Raw genomic sequence first — 18,638 nt, 5'->3', positions numbered from 1 at the left:
GTGTTGTAGCACAGCACGGCTGCCTAAAATAAGCCATGTAAAAAGTATTAACCCTTGACTCAAAAACTCAGGTTTACCTTCTGGAGGGCATTTTCATTCAAATAATTTAGTTGTGGTTGGTAAATTGTTGAATGGCTGCTCAGGCTAACTTTCTAACTAATCTAAAGGTCTTATAACTAAAATCTATAAAAAGCTTCGGAAGGCCTTTTTCATTAGAATAATTCAGCATTATTGCTTGCTGCTAAGACTGTTGGCTTCCACTTTCATAATACCGTTCATGAGCCGCCAGTGCCCCGGAACAGTGCAAATGAATGGATAGTCTCCGGGTTTGTCCGGAACCGTGAACACAAGTGTCTCGCGGCCTTCCGGATCTACCAGTTTGGTGGCTATAATAATCTCCGGCATCTGCGGCACGTACTGCTTATCGGCTCCTTTCGGGTCTCTGGCCAGGGCATCAGCTGCATTACCAACTTTATCGAGGGTGCCTGGCTTGGCCAGCACGAAGTTGTGCTGCATAAAATCAGGATTATCGAAATGGAGTGTTACCTTCTGGCCCGCCTTTACTGTGAAAGTCTTTTTATCGAATTTCATTTCGTGCTCGATTACCTTTATGTTGATGGTAACATTGTTGGCAGATGACTTGGTAGCAGCTGTTAACCTGGCTGCCGTTTTAGCACCGGCAGTGCTGCCGGCTGCAGGTTTTGCTCCGGTTCTGGCAGCAGTGGCTGTGCTTGCTTTAACTGCCGGGGCAGCCTTCTTTTTAGCGGCCGCCAAGGCCTCGGCCGATGGTTTGTGCAATTCCAGCTGCCCATCGTTGCGCATGTCGCCTCTAAAGAAGAACCTGTTCGGGTAATCGCCTATTTTATCTTCGTTATCTAAATCGCGACCAACTCTGACTTCGGAAGGTGTAAGGGCATGTGCAAACAAAGCAGGGGCTTTAGCCGTGGCAACTTGCTTGTTGTTTACTGTTACTGTCATGTGGCCACCCGCCAAAAGTTTTGCCACCACCGACACGCGCTCATCCGGCAAGGCTGAGGCAGCGCTTGCTTTGTAGGTTTTACCGTGTTGTTTTACGACCCAATGCAGCTTATTATCCTGCACATAGAGGCTATATCCGGCATCTTTACCGCCCTGTGCTACCACTACCCCATCGAGGCCGTTGGCAGAGGGTCCGATAGATGTTTCAATTTTAATTTCTTTATTGGCAACATCTGGCGGGAACATGATAGCAGAACGCCTGTTGAGGGTGTAAAGCTCATTCGTGAGGCCTTTCACTATTCGCTCTGACAGCGTAAGAACCGAATCCGGTTTGTGCGCGATGTGTGGGTCCTTTTTTGCTACCTGCATAAAGCCATCCTGGTGCGTAAGGGCTGCGGCAAAAAACGCCTGCGGCAGATACTCATCTTTCCCGACTTCGGCTCCCTGGCTGGCGGCGTAAATCAGTTTGCCTGCTTCTGCAGAGGCTGGCATATCGGCTATGGCTAAAACTGCTGCCATACGTGTTTTCAGATCCGGGTCTTGCAACAGGTTTGCCTGAATGATGTTGTTCAGTGATTTTTGATTTTTAGGCAACACCTGCGCGGCATTTTTTCGCACACCGGCTGCCGGGTGGCGCAACGCTTTGGTTACAACTTCCAGTGCTTCTGCGTTTGTGCCATCTAAAGCGCCCAAACCATGCAAGGTCCACAGGGCGTGTACTGCAGGACTATTCAGGCCGATTTCGTCTACCTCCTGGTTATTGATGAGTTTATACAAACCTGGAATCACGGCTTTGTTCTGGCTTTCTACTATCAGACGCTGCGCTGTGGTGCGCCAGAACATATTGTCGTTTTGTAAGGCTGCCAGCAAGGCTTCGGTGTTGCCGGCGCTGAGTTGCATGGGCTCGTAAGGTTTAGCTCCTTTATACACCACCCTGTAAATACGGCCGTGCCCGCTGTCGCGCAAGGGGTTAATGTAGGCGTTTCCTTTTCCGTTATCGAAGCCACGAGGAGTAGGATTGTGCTGTATGATGAAGTTGTACCAATCGGCTACCCAAACGGCGCCATCGGGTCCTACTTCGGCATGAACCGGCGAAAACCATTCATCTGCGCTGGCAAGCAGGTTGAAGCCGTTTTTTTCGGTGTAGCCTGCTCCTTGCCGCTCCAGCACAGCCTTATGCAGCACCCGGCCAGTCGGCTCGCACACCAGCCCTACCCTGTTCCAGAAAGACTTAGGATAGTTTCGGGCTGTGTACAGGTTATGGCCAGCCGCTGCCGTAAAACCTCCATGGTAATCTACTTGCCGCAAATAAGGTGTTACGTGTGGCATATCGAAGTGTGAGTCTGTTTTGTAAACCGTGTTACCTGAGCCGCCTGCTACCGTACGTTTCACGTATTGGTTCGACATGGCAAAGTAGGCACTGTGCAAACCATTGGCTGTGGAAATAAACACATCGAACTCCTCCGAGAAACCAAGGCCCCAGGTGTTGTTCGTGGTGCGGCCCAGGTACTCCAGGTTCTCCCCGTTAGGGTCGAAGCGATAGACTCCTTGGCTGAATTTATGCTGCTGCCCACTTACGGTGCCCTCGAAACCCGCATAGCCTAACACACCCCAAACTTTATTGTCGAGGCCGTATTTCAGGTTTGAAGGACCGGCATGCGTATCGCTTTTTCCCCAACCGGTCATCAGCTTTTGCTTTACATCAGCTTTATCGTCGCCATCAGTGTCTTTCAGGAACAGGAAATGCGGTGCCTGGGCCACCACCACGCCACCGTTGGCGAAGGTAATGCTGGTAGGTATGTTCAGGCCATCAGCGAATATGGTAAACTTATCAGCTTTGCCGTCGCCATCTGTGTCTTCGCAAATTTTTATTCTATCGTTGCCAACACCTTCTTCGTCGCGTACCTCGTTCGGGTAATCAACTGTCTCTATTACAAATAGGCGGCCTTTTTCATCCCAGGCCATGGCAATGGGGTTAATAATGTCGGGTTCGGAGGCGAATAGTTGCAGGTCGAAATCTACTGGAACCTGTGTCAGCATCTGCGATTCTGCGGGTGTTAAGGCATGCTGAAACTTTGGAGGTATTTCGCGCTTTTCGTAGTTTGGCACATCGGCATCTGCAAAAATAGGCTTCGGCAGGTTTAGCCTTTCCAGCTGGCTTTTTGCCTGATCACCGACTGCCCACAAAATACCGTTCTCCATTAGCTTATGGAAGCCCGGATTTCCCCAGGTACGCTCGTCGTGCCCATAGGCGGTATAAAATACACGGCCTTTGCCTTGTGTTCTTATCCAGGTCCAGGGTTCGCGGTGGCTACCCTCCACCCGCTCCATCAGCACCATCATGTCCGGGTTTATTTTGCTGTGCACATAAGTTTCATCCCAGGTTTCGAATTCAGTTAAGCCTTGCATAATTTCATGTTCGGGCTTGGTTATGGCAGCAGTAAACGTACCTGCCCGGTGCGACTTAAACTGCCCGCCCACAGCTTGCACATACCAATCGGAATTGCGGAAGCAGAAAGAGGCGCTGTGCACTGGTATCAGACCTTTACCACCTTCCACATAAGCTCTTATCGACTCTTCTACCTCTGGTGTTACCTGATCGTGATTGGCATAGATCATAAGGCCATCGTACTTGTTCAGGTTCTCCAGGGTCAGATCAGAAAGGTCGGAGGTATAGGTAATGTTAATGCCTTTCTGGAACAAAGGAAGCCCGAGCATTGGGGCAAACTTTTCGGAGTTATGATGCTTGCTATCGTGCCCCAGAAACAGAATCTCCACGCGTTTGGCTGGCGGCAAGGTTTGCGCGCTCTGGTCGGAAAGGGTCTTTTTTGCACAGCTGCTGAAAACGGTGGTACTGACAATTAGTATATAAAGTAACTTCCTCATAAGAGTTTGTTTGGTATGAATGGTGCAATTTTTAGCCTTAAGTGAAGCAGGAAGGTCATGCTGCCAGTGGTAACTTTGTGTTATCTTATCTAAACCAATTACCTGCTCCTGCCATATAAAGGCATATGATTTGGGCTCGCATAAAATATTAAAATGTAGTGTTATAGGAGCGCTTCAAAAAACAATAAACGAACTTACGATAGTTATTTTTTTAAATCAAAAAATTTTCCTACTGAAAAGGATTGTCTGGATTTTAATTAGCTGGCTACTCTTCTACTGCTTTCTATTTCAAACCTCTCTATGCCTCTGATAATTTATCAGCTTAACAATAATCCTAATTATTTTTTCAAAAAACCTACTGTTTGTTAGCTAAAACTGACTGTATTTTGCCAACTATTTCATAATATTACGCTCTATATAAGCAAAACAGGTGTAAATCTTGAAAGTTGTAGCCCGAAAATCTGCCATACCGGATAACAAAGCTTTTATGTTGAAAGAGCTTGTTGCCCCTTATTTCGACCCTAACTGGCACTTCCACCCGGAGTACCAGCTGTTCTTTGTGCTGGAGGGAAGGGGCACGCGGTTTATAGGAGACAACATCAAGACATTTAAGGAGAACGATATGGTGCTGATGGGGCCAGACCTCCCCCACCTCTGGCGCAGTAACAACGAGTATTTCGAGAAAACAGGCGAGCTTCAGACGCGGGGCATCGTCATTTATTTTAAAGAAGATTTTCTGGGTAACACCATTCAGCAGAAAGAGGAGATGAAGGATATTCTGCACCTGCTGCAAAACTCTAAACGCGGACTTGAAATTACCGGCCCAACGAACGCACGGGTAAGCAACATGATGCTGGCGTTAACCAGGCTCAAAGGAGTAGACAGCCTTATACAGCTGCTCCGGATTCTGCAGACCCTGGCTCTCTCGCACGACTGCCACCCAATTGCCACAGCCGGTTACGTAAACCTGAACAAAGAATCGGAGAAAGACCGCATGAACCGGGTGTACGAACACGTGATCAACAACTTCGATAAAAAAATTTCGCTGGAAGAAGTGGCTGCCATTGCCAACATGTCCTTAAGCTCGTTCAGCCGGTACTTTAAATCGCGGGTAAACAAATCGTTCTCCGACTTTTTGAGCGAAATCCGGATCGGCCATGCCTGCAAGCTCCTCAACGACGAAGACCTGAACATCAGCCAGGTTTGCTACGAGAGCGGCTTCAACACCTTATCTAACTTCAACAAACAATTCCGCGACATTACAGGTAAAACACCCCTGCAATACAAAAAAGAATGCCTCTTGCTGCAACAACCCTTCGATTAAAAAAGCTATTTTTCTGTTGGAAGGCTGTTTTTATCTGAATAATTGGTTGCTGGTTGTTGGTTGCTGATTGTTGATAGTTAAATTGTTAAATGGCTGCTCAGCAAAGTTTCTAACTTTCTAACTCTCAAACTTTTTAACTTTCTACCTCCCTCAATACCTCGGGTCTTTTCGGAACGGCAGCTTTGCCATCTTCTCCACCTCCATGCTCGGGAAGTTGAACTCCTCTACCACTTTGCCATAGAGCAGGTACACGCCGTTGCCCCTGAAGGGCCAGCCTCTGAGCGAAGGCGGGAAATGCACGGTGTCGAAAAAGTCGCCGGCTGCATCCAGGAAAGTGCCGAACTGCATCAGATCCCCCCTTACGGTGCACACATGCTTTGTTGCCACGAGTATGCCCATCATGCGCACCTGCTGCCCTACGTACTGCAAGAGTTCTTTTGCGGCCACATCGCCACGAGCCATGGTCTGCAACAGGTCGAAATAAGAGCAGCTGACGGGGAAACCGAGCAGTTCCATTTCGTCGTAGGCATCTTCTTCCAGCGTATCGTGGAGAGCGGGTAAGGCAGGGGCTTTGGCAGGCGCCTGGAACAGCAGCGGGTTGTTGTGGCTGCCAGCCTTATGCCCTAGCAGGAAGTGCGCCTCCCAGAGCAGCGCCTTTTTGGTTTTGCCAGTAAAGCGCAGCGCCTGCACCCGCACCAGGATCAGAAGCTGCTCCAACGAAATCTGCGTGCACCTGATAAATTCTTCAAGATTCATATATGGCCCATTCTCCTCCCGCTCCGCCACCACTTTATAAGCCACCTTCTGCTCCAGGTTCTGAAGGTGCACCAGCCCCAGGTATACATCTTGACCTATAACGGTAGTATGATAGAGGCTGTGGTTTACGCAAGGCAGGTGCACCGTGCCGCCTGCCTTACCGGCTTGCTGCACATACACCCATGTTTTGTAAAACCCTCCGAAGTTGTTGATAACAGCCACCATAAACTCCAGCGGGTAGTAAGTTTTCAGGAACAGGCTCTGGTAACTCTCCACGGCAAAAGAGGCAGAGTGTGCTTTGGAGAAGGAGTAACCGGCAAAAGACTCCACCTGCCGCCACACCTCCTGTATGGTGGCCTCGGGGTAGCCTTTGGTGCGGCAGCTGGCGAAGAACTTATCGACCAGTTTCTGGAACTCAACTTTGGAGCGAAACTTGCCGCTCATGCCCCGGCGCAGCACATCCGCATCAGCCAGGCCGAGGCCTGCGAAATGGTGGCACACTTTTAACACGTCCTCCTGGTACACCATTACACCGTAGGTCTCCTGCAACTGCTCCCCCATAACCGGGTGCAGGTGCTCTATTTTGCCCGGGTCGTGGAAACGCTGGATATAAGCACGCATCATCCCCGACTTCGCCACGCCCGGCCGGATAATAGAACTGGCCGCCACCAGCGACAGGTAATTGTCGCAGCGCAGCTTTTTGAGCAGCCCCCGCATAGCCGGGCTTTCAATGTAGAAACAGCCGATGGTGTCGCCGGACTTCAGTTGCTCCCGCACCTGCTCGTCCTGCTTAAAACGCGCCACATCGTGTGCATCTATTTTAATGCCCTTATTTTGCTGCACCAGCTGCACACATTCTTTTATATGGCCAATACCGCGCTGGCTCAGAATGTCGAGTTTCTCGAACCCTATTTCTTCGGCAATGTACATGTCCCACTGGCTCGTTGGCAACCCTTTAGGAGGCAAATCCAGGGCAGTAAAGTTCGTGATGGGTTCTTCCGATATCAGCACACCACCGGCATGGATGGAGCGGACATTCGGAAAATCGGTGAGCAGGTGCCCGTACCGGAAAATCTCTTTGGTAAGGTGGTTGGCATTTTCAGGGGCCTGCGGCTGCGCCACCAATGCATCGAGCTCCGACTTTGGCAGACCATATACCTTGCCCAGCTCCCGTAGGATGGAGTTTTGCTGAAAGGTACTCATGGCCCCGAGCAGCGCCGTGTGCTCCCGCCCGTAACGCTTAAAAATGTAATCAAGCACCTCGTCGCGCTCGTCCCAGCTGTAGTCTATGTCGAAATCGGGAGGGCTCGTACGTTTGGGGTTCAGGAAACGCTCGAAGTACAGGTCCAGTTCTATCGGGTCTACATCGGTAATGTGGAGGCAGTAGGCTACTACGCTGTTGGCCCCGCTGCCCCGCCCCACATGGTAGAAGCCCCGGCTCATGGAGTAGCGGATCACATCCCAGGTGATGAGGAAGTAGGAACAGAAACCCAGTTTATCGATAATGGCCAGCTCGTGCGCCACCCGCTCTTTGGCCTCTTTATGCTGAGCGCCATACCGCTTGCGCAGGCCGTCCCAGGCGAGCTTCTCGAGCAGCAGCTTGTCGTCGTAGGTAGTGCCGGTAAAGGTGCGCCTGTTCTTGCGGCTGCTGAAATCGAAGGTAAAGATTGCTTGCTCCACCAGCTTCTCGGTGTTCCGGATCAGCTCCGGGAAACGCTGGTAATGGGCCAGAAACTCGCTGGCGTCGCAGAAGCAGGCATCTTCGGCCAGGCCATGAACAGGCTGCAGCTGGCTAAGCAGAATGTTGTTGTCGATGGCGCGCAGGTGCCGGTGCAGGGCATAGCCGTTTTCGTTTTGGCAGGTGAACAGCCCCCACATCAGCAGCTTTTCCGGGTTTTTCCGCAGATCCGAAAAGAGCAGCTTGTTCAGGTCGCTAGGCGCAACGGCCATATACTCATTCTCCCGCAAAGGCTGCTCCCGTTTGTTCTCCAAAAAAGGATAAATAACGACTGCATGCTCAAAGGCAGGAGGCACATGGGGCAGCGGCTGGTGCCGGAGCAGGTAGCGGCTCAGAAAGCTGTTAAGTTCCCGGAAGCCCTGCTGGTTTTGAGCGACACCGGTGTAAAGCCAGTGGTTATCGCGCCGGAACTCGATACCCACCAGTGGCTGTAGCTGCTGCTTCAGGCAAGCCTGCACGAAAGGGAAAATACCAGATGTATTATTAATATCCGTCAGAGCCAGGGCCTTATAGCCTCTCGCTTTGGCCTCGGCCACCAGCTCCTCCACCGGCAGGGTGCCGTAGCGCAGGCTGTAGTAAGAGTGTGCAAATGCTAGCATTTTTTTGTGGACACAAGATGCAGGACACAAAACACAAGACTTTTTTGGTGATGACGGTGCTGTAGGTATGGGTGTTTCATCTGGTCCTGTTAGTTGACGCTCCTGCTGTTGTTGTTACCTCTTCACCAGACGCTCGCAGGAGCTGCGCACGCTGCGAGGTCTTCGGGTGTTGCCGCTGTTGAACACAGATTTCCTTTCTTAAGAAAGCCTTGTGCCTGGTGCTACTGAAAATATTCTTGGCGCAGGTGTATGACTTGTAAGAATCACAAAGCAGCCAGAGGCCGCGGAATGATCGTCACGAGCAAGGACGCTCGCGCCAGGATAATTTTTAATTTCTAATTTTTAATTTGGCAAAGCCTTAGAGCCCTACCGCCCGCTTTACTGCATCTTCACCGTAGCGGTGGCGTATTTTGTCCATGGCCTGGTAGAGGATGGCCATTTGAGCGGTGTCTTCGAACAAGTCTATCTGCTGGAAGCCCTGCACCAGGTTGCTCAGGCGCACCCCAAGCAGCCGGATAAGCATGCGCCGGTTGTAGAGCTTCTGAAACAGTTCCTTGGCCTTTGCGATAAGTATGTGGTCGGAGGCATTGTACGGGATGGAGAGTTGCTGCGTGTGCGTATCGAAGTTGGCGTAACGGATCTTGACGGTAATGCAACCGCTAAGTTTGCCCTGCCGACGCAGCTCAAACGCCAACCCTTCCGTCATGGACACCAGCAGGCTGTTGAGCAGGCGTATGTCGGTGGTGTCGGTGGCGAAGGTCTGCTCCGTGCTGATGGTTTTTTGCTCGGTGTAAGGAATAACAGGCGCGCGGTCTATGCCATTGGCTTTTTCCCAGATATGAACGCCTTCCTTGCCCAGTACTTTCTGCATCAGCTCCACCGGTATCATGGTCAGCACCTCAATAGTCGGTATGCCCATGTTGCGCAGCAGCTGGTAGTTCTTCTGCCCCACTCCCGGAATTTTACGGATAGAGAGCGGAGCCAGAAATGGTTTTACCTTCTCCTGGGTTACCTGCAGTTTGCCATTGGGTTTGGCCTGACCTGTAGCGATTTTTGAAACCGTTTTGTTAACCGACAAGCCAAACGAAATCGGCAGCCCTGTTTCTTTCATAATGGTGTCGCGCAGTTCGTTGGTCCACTTCCAGGTGCCAAAGAACTTGTCCATGCCGCTTACATCGAGGTAGTGTTCGTCTATAGAGGCTTTTTCGTAGAGCGGAGCTTTGTCGGCTATGACCTGCGTAACCAGGTGAGAGTATTTGCTGTAAGCTTCCATGTCGCCGCGCAGTACTTGGGCCTCGCTGCAAAGTTGCCGGGCCATTTTCATGGGCATGCCAGCGTGCACGCCAAAGTAGCGGGTTTCGTAGCTGCAACTGGCTACTACGCCTCTGTCGGAGAGGCCGCCTATAATAATGGGTTTGTTGTTTAGCTGTGTGTTGCGCAGGCGCTCCACCGACACAAAAAATGTATCAAGGTCTAAATGAGCGATTGTGCGGCTGTCTGTTTCTATCATATCCTCCTGAAAAGCTAAATGCACTAGTATATTTATTACTAATATTTTTAGCAAATACGAAAGATATATATAGAAAAGCTACATATATTAGAATTATTTATTCACAATTAACTAATTAAATTAGCATACCAGCAGGTTATTTACTTAAAATCGAATTTATATCAGAAAGTTACATACTGAAATTAGCAGTTAACCCTAAGTCTAAAACGCATCAAAACCCTTTGGAAGGGTGTTTTCATTAGAATAATTTGTTTAATGTGCTGATTATTTAATGTGTTGATTATTAATTGTTTAATTGTTAAGTGGTTGTTTCAGAAGCAGATGAGATTCTGATGGAGTGAATGAGAGGGCGAGTGAATGATATTTAAACTATCTACCTGGAAAAGCAGGATGTATTTATCTTGTTTTTTAAGGCTATCGGCAATGGCAGGCAGTACAGGAGCTCACTGTCAGGTGACAATGAATGGAGAGGTAATTCGTACAGCGGCTCTTCGTGCATAGCAATGCTTGGACACTAAGGTCAACCAAAAATTATGAAACAATATAAGGCCTGAGACCCTTTACACTGTTTCTCAAAAAAACCTTCGGAAGACCATTTTGATTAGAATAATTCTTTTGTGCGGTAACTGCTACTCCAACAACCATTTTGCGTCAGGTAGCAACGAAGAGAACATCTTTGCCAGGTGCACGGAATGAAAATAGAAACTCGCCGTTATCACAGCAGAAACAGCACCTATGCTAATCTTATACCCAGAACTGCCATTGCTGATGGATCTCGCCCACAAGATTTCAAAGGGCTGACAAAAGGTGGATTAACGAAGTACGAATCTTTGTTTCGCTACTACCGCACATCCTGAGTCTTGTATCTCAAAGCGCAATACATACTTAGTCTTTAACTGCAGTCACAGCCATTTGCCTGCTGTCGTAGGGTTGCAGCACGTTGTACCATTGCTTTTCCTGGAGGCGGTTGTTGAGCCAGGTTTGTTCGCTTTCGGGCGTCAGGATAACGGGCATGCGGTCGTGGTAAGGAGCCACAGCCGTGTTGGCACCTGTCGTTATAATGGAGAAATAAGGTGCCAGTTCTCCTGTATCGCGGTTCAGGCCTTCGCGCCATAGCCCTGCAAGCCCAAAAGGTTCTTCGCTTTTCAGGTTGAAGCGGTATTTCTGCTTGGGTGGCTTCATTTTTTTCAGGCGGCTCCGCTCTATTTTGCTCAGGATCGGGTTGCCGAACAGATCAAGGGCCACGCCTGCCTGCGTCTCCGCCGTAACTTCCTCCTCTTCCGGCTCCACTTCTTTCCACTCAAAAAAACCATCTACCGGAATAATGCAGCGATTGCGGGGCAGCAGCACCCGGAAACGCGGAATGAACAGTAGGTTTTCCTGCCGCACGTTAAACGGCAAAGTAGGCTTTCCGTCCGGCTCCTTCTCCGGCGATGCCCAGGTAGCCAGCACAGCTTTAGGAGCGTCGGGCAAGATGACGGGCAACTGCTGCGAAGGGCGGGCATCGAAGTTCGGCTCAAAGTCCAGCCCCTCCAGCAGCGCGGCAAACCGATGCTCTTTAGGTACTTTCTTATTATTAACGGAGTAGCGGCCACACATAAGTTCTATGGTAAGTTACCTCTAAATTTAAACAAAAAAGGCGGCTTTCTCAACCTGGTCTTGCTTTGCAGTAGACTAACCCAAACACAGAAAAGAAAAAGCTACTGCATATCGTACGGTTTGGTCAGCCTTTCTTCTGGAGCAAACTACTGAAGATAACCTGTATTTAAAAATTAACAGCTGCGCCCTCTTTTTTAAACAAATAACCGTAAGGTATAGCCAGGGCTTTAACTTCCGGAAGTCGAAGTTATATACCATTATAAAACACGACACAAGTAGCAAGGCACAAGATTCTTCTCCTTCTGTTCATCTGGATGAGATCAAGATTGAATCCATGGATTTTTGTCGTAGTTTATCATGAATTCTCACTCAATATTTTATTTGTATTAACCTCAAGCCTTAGAGCTTGTTTGGATTTTATAATCAACTGTTTTTTAGGTGCTTATTCTGTTGAGCAGGAAAGAGATGAAAGCAATGTGCAGCATTGCCTCAGCTGATTCCACCGTTTTTTCATATTCCTTAGCCAGTCTTCTCCTAAAATTGAGCCACCCAAAGCTTCTCTCCACAGGCCAGCGGTTCTTTTCTGGCACAAAGCCTTTGGCTGATTCTGGCTTTTGTTTTATTTCCACCTCCCACTCGTACTTTCCCTCCACATGGTCGGTGAAGGTGGTGCGATAGCCGTTGTCGGCAGCTATCTTCTCCAGCCTGGGCACCTTGCCATGCAGGTGGTCTACCAGTTCACAGCCGGCAGCCGTGTCCGAGACATTGGCTGCCGTTACGTGCACTGCCCACGGCAGCCCGAGCGTGTCCACAGCGATGTGCCGCTTGCGTCCGTTGACCTTCTTGCCCCCGTCAATTCCTATAGCCTCACTGACAAATGCAACAGTTTTAACGCTCTGACTATCAACTATAACCATGCTCGGTGTCTCCTCCCGTTCCTGCCGCTTGCGCTCCTTTATCACCAGCGTGTCGTTAAGATGCTCCCACACTCCTGTTTGGGTCCACTTGCGGAAATAATAGTAAACGCTTTGCCAGCAGGGGTATAGCGTCTTATCCAACTCTCGCCACTGCACACCCGTCCGGTTGACCCAGAGGATGGCGTTCATCATCGTGCGGAGGCTATGCTCGCGCTCCCTTTGGTCATCCAATATATTTTCTATAATTTCCCACTGGGAATCGGTCAGCTCTTCAAATTGGGATTGCATAAACGAATAGTTTGGTCACTACAAGTTTAAACCGATTCCCGCTTTTTCACAAATCCAAACAAGCTCTTAGACTAGCATGAGAATACGATTACTTATTGCCTTAGCTGCCTGTGTGTGTATACGCCCAGTGGCTTCGCTGGCTCAGGCTGGTACACCGCACCAGGTAAAGTTCAGCCAGAAAACGGGCGTTGGCATTATTGCCCCAGACAGCATTTTTTCACTGAACCTGCGTTTCCGGATACAGAACCGGGCCATTTACTTCTCGAACCCGCAGCCAAGCCTGAGCCAGGCCGACTCCGATTTTGAGCTACGGGTACGGCGCCTGCGCCTGCGCCTCGAAGGGTTTATGCTCTCGCCAAAGCTCACGTATCTGGTACAGCTCTCTTTCTCCAGGGGCGACATGGACTGGAGCATGCGCGACAACTCTGCCATAAACACCAGCCCTAATGTGGTGCGCGATGCTGTTATTTACTACCGCCCTACCCCTGAGTTGCAGCTCTTTTTCGGGCAGACGAAACTACCCGGCAACCGGCAGCGTGTTATCTCATCCGGCGACCAGCAGTTTGTAGACCGTTCTATTGTAAATGTTGCGTTTAACATAGACCGTGATTTTGGGTTTCAGGCCTATTATACGAACCATGTAGGCGGGTTTTATTACATCATTAAAAGTGCCCTTACTTCCGGCGAAGGCCGCAATGTGATAACCACAAACAAAGGACTGGCTTATACAGGCAGGCTGGAGTTGCTGCCCTTTGGCAAGTTCACAAACGAAGGCGACTACTTTGAGGGTGACCTGGAGCGGGAGCCAAACGTAAAGGTTTCGCTGGCAGGTGGCTTAAGCCATAACAGAAGAGCCAGACGGGCAGGCGGGCAAATTGGCCGGGACCTGTACCAGGAGCGGGACCTGCGCACCTACATCTTCGATGGCTTAGTTAAATACCAGGGGCTTGCTGTTTTTGCGGAACATATGGCCCGCAACACAGAGAATCCCTTTACCGAAAGCACCTCCGGCGACAGCCGCCATGTTATAACCGGGCACGGCCAGAATTTTCAGGTGAGCTACCTTTTCAGGAATAACATCGAAATTGCCAGCCGCTATGCCCGCGTTACGCCCGCAGAAGCCATTAGGGCAGTAGAGCGCCAGGAGGAAAGTTATGTGGCAGGCGTTACCAAATACCTGCGCCGGCACCGGGTAAAGCTGCAGGCAAATGTCTCCTATATTACGTTTACGCACATGCCCACCAGCACCAACTCCGACACCTGGAGCGCCGCTCTGCAGTTTGAGCTTGGTATTTAAAGCTGTAAAACAAGACATAAGACTATTGATAAGCGAAGCTAACAACTCAGCAACTCCTAACTAAAAAAACAAGCGAAAAAGCTTCTAAACGGGCCATTGAGGTGCCTTTTTCAACATTTCTAATTTTTAATTTGGAGAAGCTCCTAAACTAAGAATATAGGAGTTGGTAAGAGGGTTGCTAAAAGTGGCAGAACTGGTTAATTTAAAAATAGAAAATGTCTTCCCGGCTCCTATGCACTTGTTGAAACATACTCCAGATACGATTGCTGAACTCGAATTTATTGCCACTACTATTGCTATAGCTCCATTTATCTAAAATATCTTTTTCAGGCAAAGCCTGTTCATACCCTGCTGTGTATGCCAGGTTTCCAGCCAGGTTTCTTTATATAGAAATGGTCGATCTGCTTCTATTTGCCTCGCCAGCCGAATTTGCTATTTCCTGCAGGTTATTTGCCAGAACTTTTGAGAGGGTTTGTTTCCTGTCGGCTTTGATGGCTCGTTAATTTCTATAGATTCGATCAATCCATAAGCACCAAATTCTGCTTTTACAGCATCCGCATTATAAAAGAAAAGCTCCACGCCATGCCTTGTTTTAAAGCTGTCTTTGCTTAGTTTTTCTCCTGCTCCGTAAGCCGCATCGTTTTTAGAAATCGCCACAAAAACCATGTAGCCACCAGGCTTGAGCTGGTTGTAACAATCTTCGATCAGCTTCAGGCGCTCTTTTTCGTTGAGCAAATGAATAAGTGCATAGCAAAAAATTCCGTCGTACAACTCCTGGTCGAAGGGCATTGCAGTAACAGAGCCATGATATATGTTAAGCCCATTTCCGAAGTGATCTTGGGCTAAGGCAATGGCAGTTTCTGATATCTCGATACCGGTTACAAAGCATCCGGTGTCGGCAAAGACTTTGGCATTTCTGCCATAACCAAATCCTGGAATCAGAATGGTAGAAAGCCCTTCCTGTTTGAAAAACTGTGCAGTTGCCAAAGCAGAATCTGCAGGATCAAAGCCCCACATCGTGCTTTTATCTTGAAAACTCGACTCCCAAAATTCTGCCATAGTTATTTTTGTTATGCCTGCTTCTTATTTGCTGCTGTGATGCCTGAGGAGGATGTTAAAAAGCAAAAGCCAAGACCGAAATCTGTTCTCACTCTCTTACTTGCCTCACCGTCACGTAAGCTGATAACCTGCCTCCTGTGGTTTTTTTCCACTTACCTAGGCTCACATTTCTGCTGTAGGTATGCCCGCCAAAAACTGCACCATAATAGAAAAGGAACTTCTCTTTGCCAGGGTTGTCGGGCAGGTATTCGATTCCTAAGTAGAAATCTTCCTGAAGGGTAATGTTATACTTTTCTAAGTCGACAGCCACCCAGCCTTTGGTTAAGGGTAAGCGGTTTATAATGCTTTTTTCTACTATGCGTTGCGCTGGTCCTGCACCATGGTACTTGTAAAAGTTAATTCTGAAGGTGGCAGAGTCGGCTTTATTGCTAATCAGGTAAAATTTTGCAGCTAAAATATCAGATAACCTGCCGTTTACCTCTATCAACTGTACTAACTCAACTATGTCATCAGAGCCTTTCGTCTCTACATTGCCCATTATTAATGGCATGCGCGATGTTACTCCCAACTTCCGGGTCCTGGCTTTTCTGCTGGTAACCTGAACCTCGTTAAGGGTATTGACTTTTTCGTTAAGGACAATGGCAGGAGCATTATCTGCCAGCATAACTTTAACAGGAACCGAGTACTCCTGATACCCGATTGCGGAGAAGGTAAGGCTGTCGTCGAAAAGCTCAGGGAGAAGCTTGAGTGAAAAAGCACCCTCTGCAGTCGCAACTGTACCCACACTTTTCTGCTTTATACCAACATTCACAAATGGTATAGGAGCGTTATCTGCTTTACTTCTAATTGTTCCTTTGATGATGGTTTGCCCATGTAACGGCATGGAGAAGAAAAGAACCTGAAGTAAAAAAAACAATTGAAGGAGGACGCGCTTGGGCATAAATTATGCTGTCGTTGACGGTGCTTTAGCAAGAGGACAAAAGATTACCCTTAAATTATAATTTTGGCTATTAATATTTTGCGTAAAACTAATCAAATAAAATTGTGTGAATATTTTTGTCCTGGTACTTATATGAAATACTCATGGCTTAATCTGCTTGGATGAAGTTAATAAAAAAAATCCTCCCGGGAGGGATTGTTACTCAGCCGCTAAATCTTTCGCCTTTACTATCACCACCTCTCCATTCTTTGAGAAAACAAGTTCACCGTCTTCCTTTTGTTTCCTGCGGATAAGTCTCTCTACTGCAAGGTCTATTTCTTCTAAAATCTTGTTCCGTAGATCAAGATCAACTGTATCTATTTTATTCTTATTCATAGCTCAACGCTTTTAACTTTCCTAAACTAACTGATTCAGTACTTTTAACTCCTGGTCTTCCTGCCCTTCTGCCACTATGTTATAGGGTGTTGGTGAGTTATCAATAATGATCCACTAGTCGCAAATAGTAATGAGCAACTGAAAAGAATATTAACTCCTTTTCTATATCTTCTACGGATTACTTCTTCGGGGATATTGTGCCCACCTTCTGTTACTTTGTTCTTCACTCGTTGTATCGCTAGCTCAGGAGATGCTAACCAGAAATATAACGAGGGTAACATTGTACTCAATTTCTCTGGCTTTCTTGATTGTCGGCGCAGAACTCCTTGTAGAAAGTGTGGTTTAAAGGGCAAAGCCTTCTTTCTTTTTAAGTAGCTTGTCAATTACTTTGAAGCATTATTTTTCCTGCTTCAACGGCCCCCTTTTCAGGTTAGAAAGGAGAGAGTCTGCGAGCAATCTCGTCTGCCTTAACAAATTCAAGGCATCCTAGCATTTTGGGAAGAACTTTAAAAGAAGCTGTTGTCTTTCCAGCGCCGTTACATCCAGATATGAATGTATATATTTGGCATTGGTTTTTCTTTTACTGAATATACACTACTTTGCCAAATTAGTTAGTTCGTCTTTTACCTTACTCACAACGTATAAGTGTATTCAGATCCTGAAGCGTCAGTGTAAGGTTATGTATGAACCTTGTTGTGTGAAGCCTTTTTATCTTAGTTTAAGAAGGTGATTACGGCTTGATTGTATTGTGCTGCTTTTAAATAAACTTCCTGCAAAGTTCTGAAGTAGTCTGTTAAATATTCCAAACTTTCTTCTTCATTCCAGATATTAGGATATATATCTAATTCACTCATCTTCTTTGGATCGTAGTTCTTGCTGATTTCATCAATTGTTAATTTAGATATCTCAGCATTAACCTCTTTTACTTGGCCTGGTGTTAAATATTGAGCAGGCCCATAGCCTAAGTCTTGGTCTTTGTCTATAAATTGTCCACTAAATAAAGCTCTTGCTAACGGGTGATCAGAGTTTTCCAAATTCTGACCTGTTAATAAAAAAAGTATTCCTTCCCAAGATTTGTCTATGTCAACTAGATTTGAGTCTTCTTCGGCTTCGTCATCATAAACTCTATTTTCCAATAATGAACTATCCTGTATATATTTTTCAAGTTCAGAATTAGTCACTCGAAGTAAATTTCCTATCATACTCATGATTCAATAATCTGTAGTTTTAGAAATATTTAAGAAATTCTTTATTGAGGTTACCGCCAACGTGCTGGTATAGCAGAGGCGTAGCGTCAGCAAGCCTTACTGCTATACTTTGTTACCTGCTTTTATTTTTCTTCCGAGTTCACTTTTATATGACTCAGCACTCTCTCATGGATTTGATGGATTATGAAATCACTCCAAGGTCGCCAGTACAGTGCAGGCTTAATATTATGGTAATACCAAGTTGTACCTTCTAATTTTGTTTGTCCGTTGGGTAGTGCTGTCAATTTGAACTGCCCTTGTTTAGAGACAAAATAGTCGTGCAAATGAGGAGCGTCAATATCCCAGAAGCTAATCTCCTTCATTGGCTCTGGCTGTTCTACTACATCGAACTTTAGTAGCCTTGGCTCATCCCATACCGTCACGGGTTCTACAAAGCTGCCTGTTGTAAAATTGCAATGGCGAACTGCGCCAACACCACTACCTTCAATCTTTGCGTTAATAGGATAAGCTATACCCGTTTTAAAAATGAATTCTGTCGGTGCTTCAAGTTCTGGAAACTCAACTACATTTTTCCAGACAGTCTCTGGAGAAGCATTAATTACAATGGAAGTTACAACAGAAGAAAGATGAGGTTCTTGTTCCTTTTCAATGAATGCCATAGTTGGAATTGAAGCCATGACTATGAGAATCATTGATGCTGAGCTATTCGGAGTTTTGGAGATAATTTCGTGGCCGAAAAAACTGCCCAACCATGTTAGTAGCACGGCTATCGGAGCAGCCATTGCAATACAAATCAGACCTTCTATCGCAAAAACCATTAGCCCTAGGCTAAAAACTATAAGAGTCAGAAAGGCAATATTTCTCGATTCCTTATATGTTATAGTTCTGTTGTACCCGAACAGTATTGTTGAGGCTAACCCTATGAGCAACGGCGTTAAGATGAAAAGAGCAATCCCATATTCTCCAATACCATATATTCCCCAAACAGTCAATGGTCCTGCCAACAGAATAGTTAGGGCTACAGAAAGCCACCTTCTCTTTTTTATATCTGTTGACAATATCTTGTTTAGAAAATTCATAATTGTAATTGCAGGTAACGTACGTTGGCAGGAGGCGTCCCACAGGCATATTGCGATTGGATGCCTTCTACGGGTAGTTATCCGT

Annotated in this window: 13 protein-coding genes; 3 read left to right on the top strand and 10 right to left on the bottom strand. The window is 47.3% G+C overall.

All coding sequences use genetic code 11. From position 1 onward, the window contains the following. Positions 1 to 228 precede the first annotated feature (228 nt). On the bottom strand, positions 229 to 3,864 hold the full coding sequence (locus FVR03_RS16640; protein ID WP_147922890.1) for a PVC-type heme-binding CxxCH protein: 3,636 nt from the start codon (positions 3,862 to 3,864) through the stop codon (positions 229 to 231). Between the two features lie 439 nt (positions 3,865 to 4,303). On the opposite strand from FVR03_RS16640, the gene FVR03_RS16635 reads away from it, so the two are divergent. Next, positions 4,304 to 5,188 (top strand): AraC family transcriptional regulator, encoded by an 885-nt coding sequence (locus tag FVR03_RS16635; RefSeq protein WP_187270194.1) that lies wholly within the window; start codon positions 4,304 to 4,306, stop codon positions 5,186 to 5,188. A 150-nt stretch (positions 5,189 to 5,338) separates the two neighbouring features. Here FVR03_RS16635 and FVR03_RS16630 read toward each other — a convergent pair whose 3' ends face one another. The 4 genes from FVR03_RS16630 to FVR03_RS16615 form a co-directional block, all read right to left on the bottom strand. Next, positions 5,339 to 8,281 (bottom strand): DNA polymerase III subunit alpha, encoded by a 2,943-nt coding sequence (locus tag FVR03_RS16630; protein WP_147922889.1) that lies wholly within the window; start codon positions 8,279 to 8,281, stop codon positions 5,339 to 5,341. A 358-nt stretch (positions 8,282 to 8,639) separates the two neighbouring features. Then, positions 8,640 to 9,791, bottom strand: coding sequence for a DNA polymerase IV (dinB, locus tag FVR03_RS16625; protein WP_147922888.1), 1,152 nt, complete (start codon positions 9,789 to 9,791; stop codon positions 8,640 to 8,642). 885 nt (positions 9,792 to 10,676) lie between these two features. After that, positions 10,677 to 11,390 carry an SOS response-associated peptidase gene (locus FVR03_RS16620; protein WP_147922887.1) on the bottom strand — a complete coding sequence of 238 codons (714 nt, stop codon included), beginning with the start codon at positions 11,388 to 11,390 and terminating at the stop codon, positions 10,677 to 10,679. Between the two features lie 434 nt (positions 11,391 to 11,824). After that, entirely contained in the window at positions 11,825 to 12,595 is a 771-nt protein-coding gene (locus FVR03_RS16615; RefSeq protein ID WP_147922886.1) for an IS5 family transposase, read from the bottom strand. A gap of 76 nt (positions 12,596 to 12,671) precedes the next feature. On the opposite strand from FVR03_RS16615, the gene FVR03_RS16610 reads away from it, so the two are divergent. Then, complete coding sequence (locus FVR03_RS16610) at positions 12,672 to 13,892, top strand: porin (protein ID WP_147922885.1); 1,221 nt, start codon at positions 12,672 to 12,674, stop codon at positions 13,890 to 13,892. 432 nt (positions 13,893 to 14,324) lie between these two features. Here the strand turns inward: FVR03_RS16610 and FVR03_RS16605 are convergent, their stop codons facing one another. The 5 genes from FVR03_RS16605 to FVR03_RS25000 all read right to left on the bottom strand — a co-directional run bounded on the left by FVR03_RS16605 (position 14,325) and on the right by FVR03_RS25000 (position 18,133). After that, positions 14,325 to 14,951 carry a class I SAM-dependent methyltransferase gene (locus FVR03_RS16605; RefSeq protein WP_147922884.1) on the bottom strand — a complete coding sequence of 209 codons (627 nt, stop codon included), beginning with the start codon at positions 14,949 to 14,951 and terminating at the stop codon, positions 14,325 to 14,327. 88 nt (positions 14,952 to 15,039) lie between these two features. After that, entirely contained in the window at positions 15,040 to 15,891 is an 852-nt protein-coding gene (locus FVR03_RS16600; RefSeq protein ID WP_147922883.1) for a carboxypeptidase-like regulatory domain-containing protein, read from the bottom strand. A gap of 198 nt (positions 15,892 to 16,089) precedes the next feature. Further along, positions 16,090 to 16,266 (bottom strand): hypothetical protein, encoded by a 177-nt coding sequence (locus tag FVR03_RS24485; RefSeq protein ID WP_187270193.1) that lies wholly within the window; start codon positions 16,264 to 16,266, stop codon positions 16,090 to 16,092. Positions 16,267 to 16,979: 713 nt separating this feature from the next. Next, a complete protein-coding gene (locus FVR03_RS16590) occupies positions 16,980 to 17,474 on the bottom strand; it encodes a YfbM family protein (RefSeq protein WP_222707254.1) in 495 nt (164 codons plus the stop codon). A 122-nt stretch (positions 17,475 to 17,596) separates the two neighbouring features. Next, positions 17,597 to 18,133: an SRPBCC family protein gene (locus tag FVR03_RS25000; RefSeq protein ID WP_255474269.1), complete on the bottom strand. Its 537-nt coding sequence runs from the start codon at positions 18,131 to 18,133 to the stop codon at positions 17,597 to 17,599. 22 nt (positions 18,134 to 18,155) lie between these two features. Between FVR03_RS25000 and FVR03_RS24995 the strand changes: the two genes are divergently transcribed. Continuing rightward, on the top strand, positions 18,156 to 18,638 hold a 483-nt coding region (locus tag FVR03_RS24995; protein WP_255474268.1), incomplete at its 3' end, for a hypothetical protein.

It is taken from the genome of Pontibacter qinzhouensis, assembly GCF_008017455.1.
GTDB classification, from domain to species: Bacteria; Bacteroidota; Bacteroidia; order Cytophagales; family Hymenobacteraceae; genus Pontibacter; species Pontibacter qinzhouensis.
This window is presented reverse-complemented; position numbering and strand designations above follow the sequence as displayed.

Coding starts and splice junctions, on each gene's coding strand:
- FVR03_RS16640 (WP_147922890.1), bottom strand. CDS start 3,864: ATGAGGAAGTTACTTTATATACTAATTGTCAGTACCACCGTTTTCAGC.
- FVR03_RS16630 (WP_147922889.1), bottom strand. CDS start 8,281: ATGCTAGCATTTGCACACTCTTACTACAGCCTGCGCTACGGCACCCTG.
- dinB (WP_147922888.1), bottom strand. CDS start 9,791: ATGATAGAAACAGACAGCCGCACAATCGCTCATTTAGACCTTGATACA.
- FVR03_RS16620 (WP_147922887.1), bottom strand. CDS start 11,390: ATGTGTGGCCGCTACTCCGTTAATAATAAGAAAGTACCTAAAGAGCAT.
- FVR03_RS16615 (WP_147922886.1), bottom strand. CDS start 12,595: ATGCAATCCCAATTTGAAGAGCTGACCGATTCCCAGTGGGAAATTATA.
- FVR03_RS16610 (WP_147922885.1), top strand. CDS start 12,672: ATGAGAATACGATTACTTATTGCCTTAGCTGCCTGTGTGTGTATACGC.
- FVR03_RS16605 (WP_147922884.1), bottom strand. CDS start 14,951: ATGGCAGAATTTTGGGAGTCGAGTTTTCAAGATAAAAGCACGATGTGG.
- FVR03_RS16600 (WP_147922883.1), bottom strand. CDS start 15,891: ATGCCCAAGCGCGTCCTCCTTCAATTGTTTTTTTTACTTCAGGTTCTT.
- FVR03_RS24485 (WP_187270193.1), bottom strand. CDS start 16,266: ATGAATAAGAATAAAATAGATACAGTTGATCTTGATCTACGGAACAAG.
- FVR03_RS16590 (WP_222707254.1), bottom strand. CDS start 17,474: ATGAGTATGATAGGAAATTTACTTCGAGTGACTAATTCTGAACTTGAA.
- FVR03_RS25000 (WP_255474269.1), bottom strand. CDS start 18,133: ATGGCATTCATTGAAAAGGAACAAGAACCTCATCTTTCTTCTGTTGTA.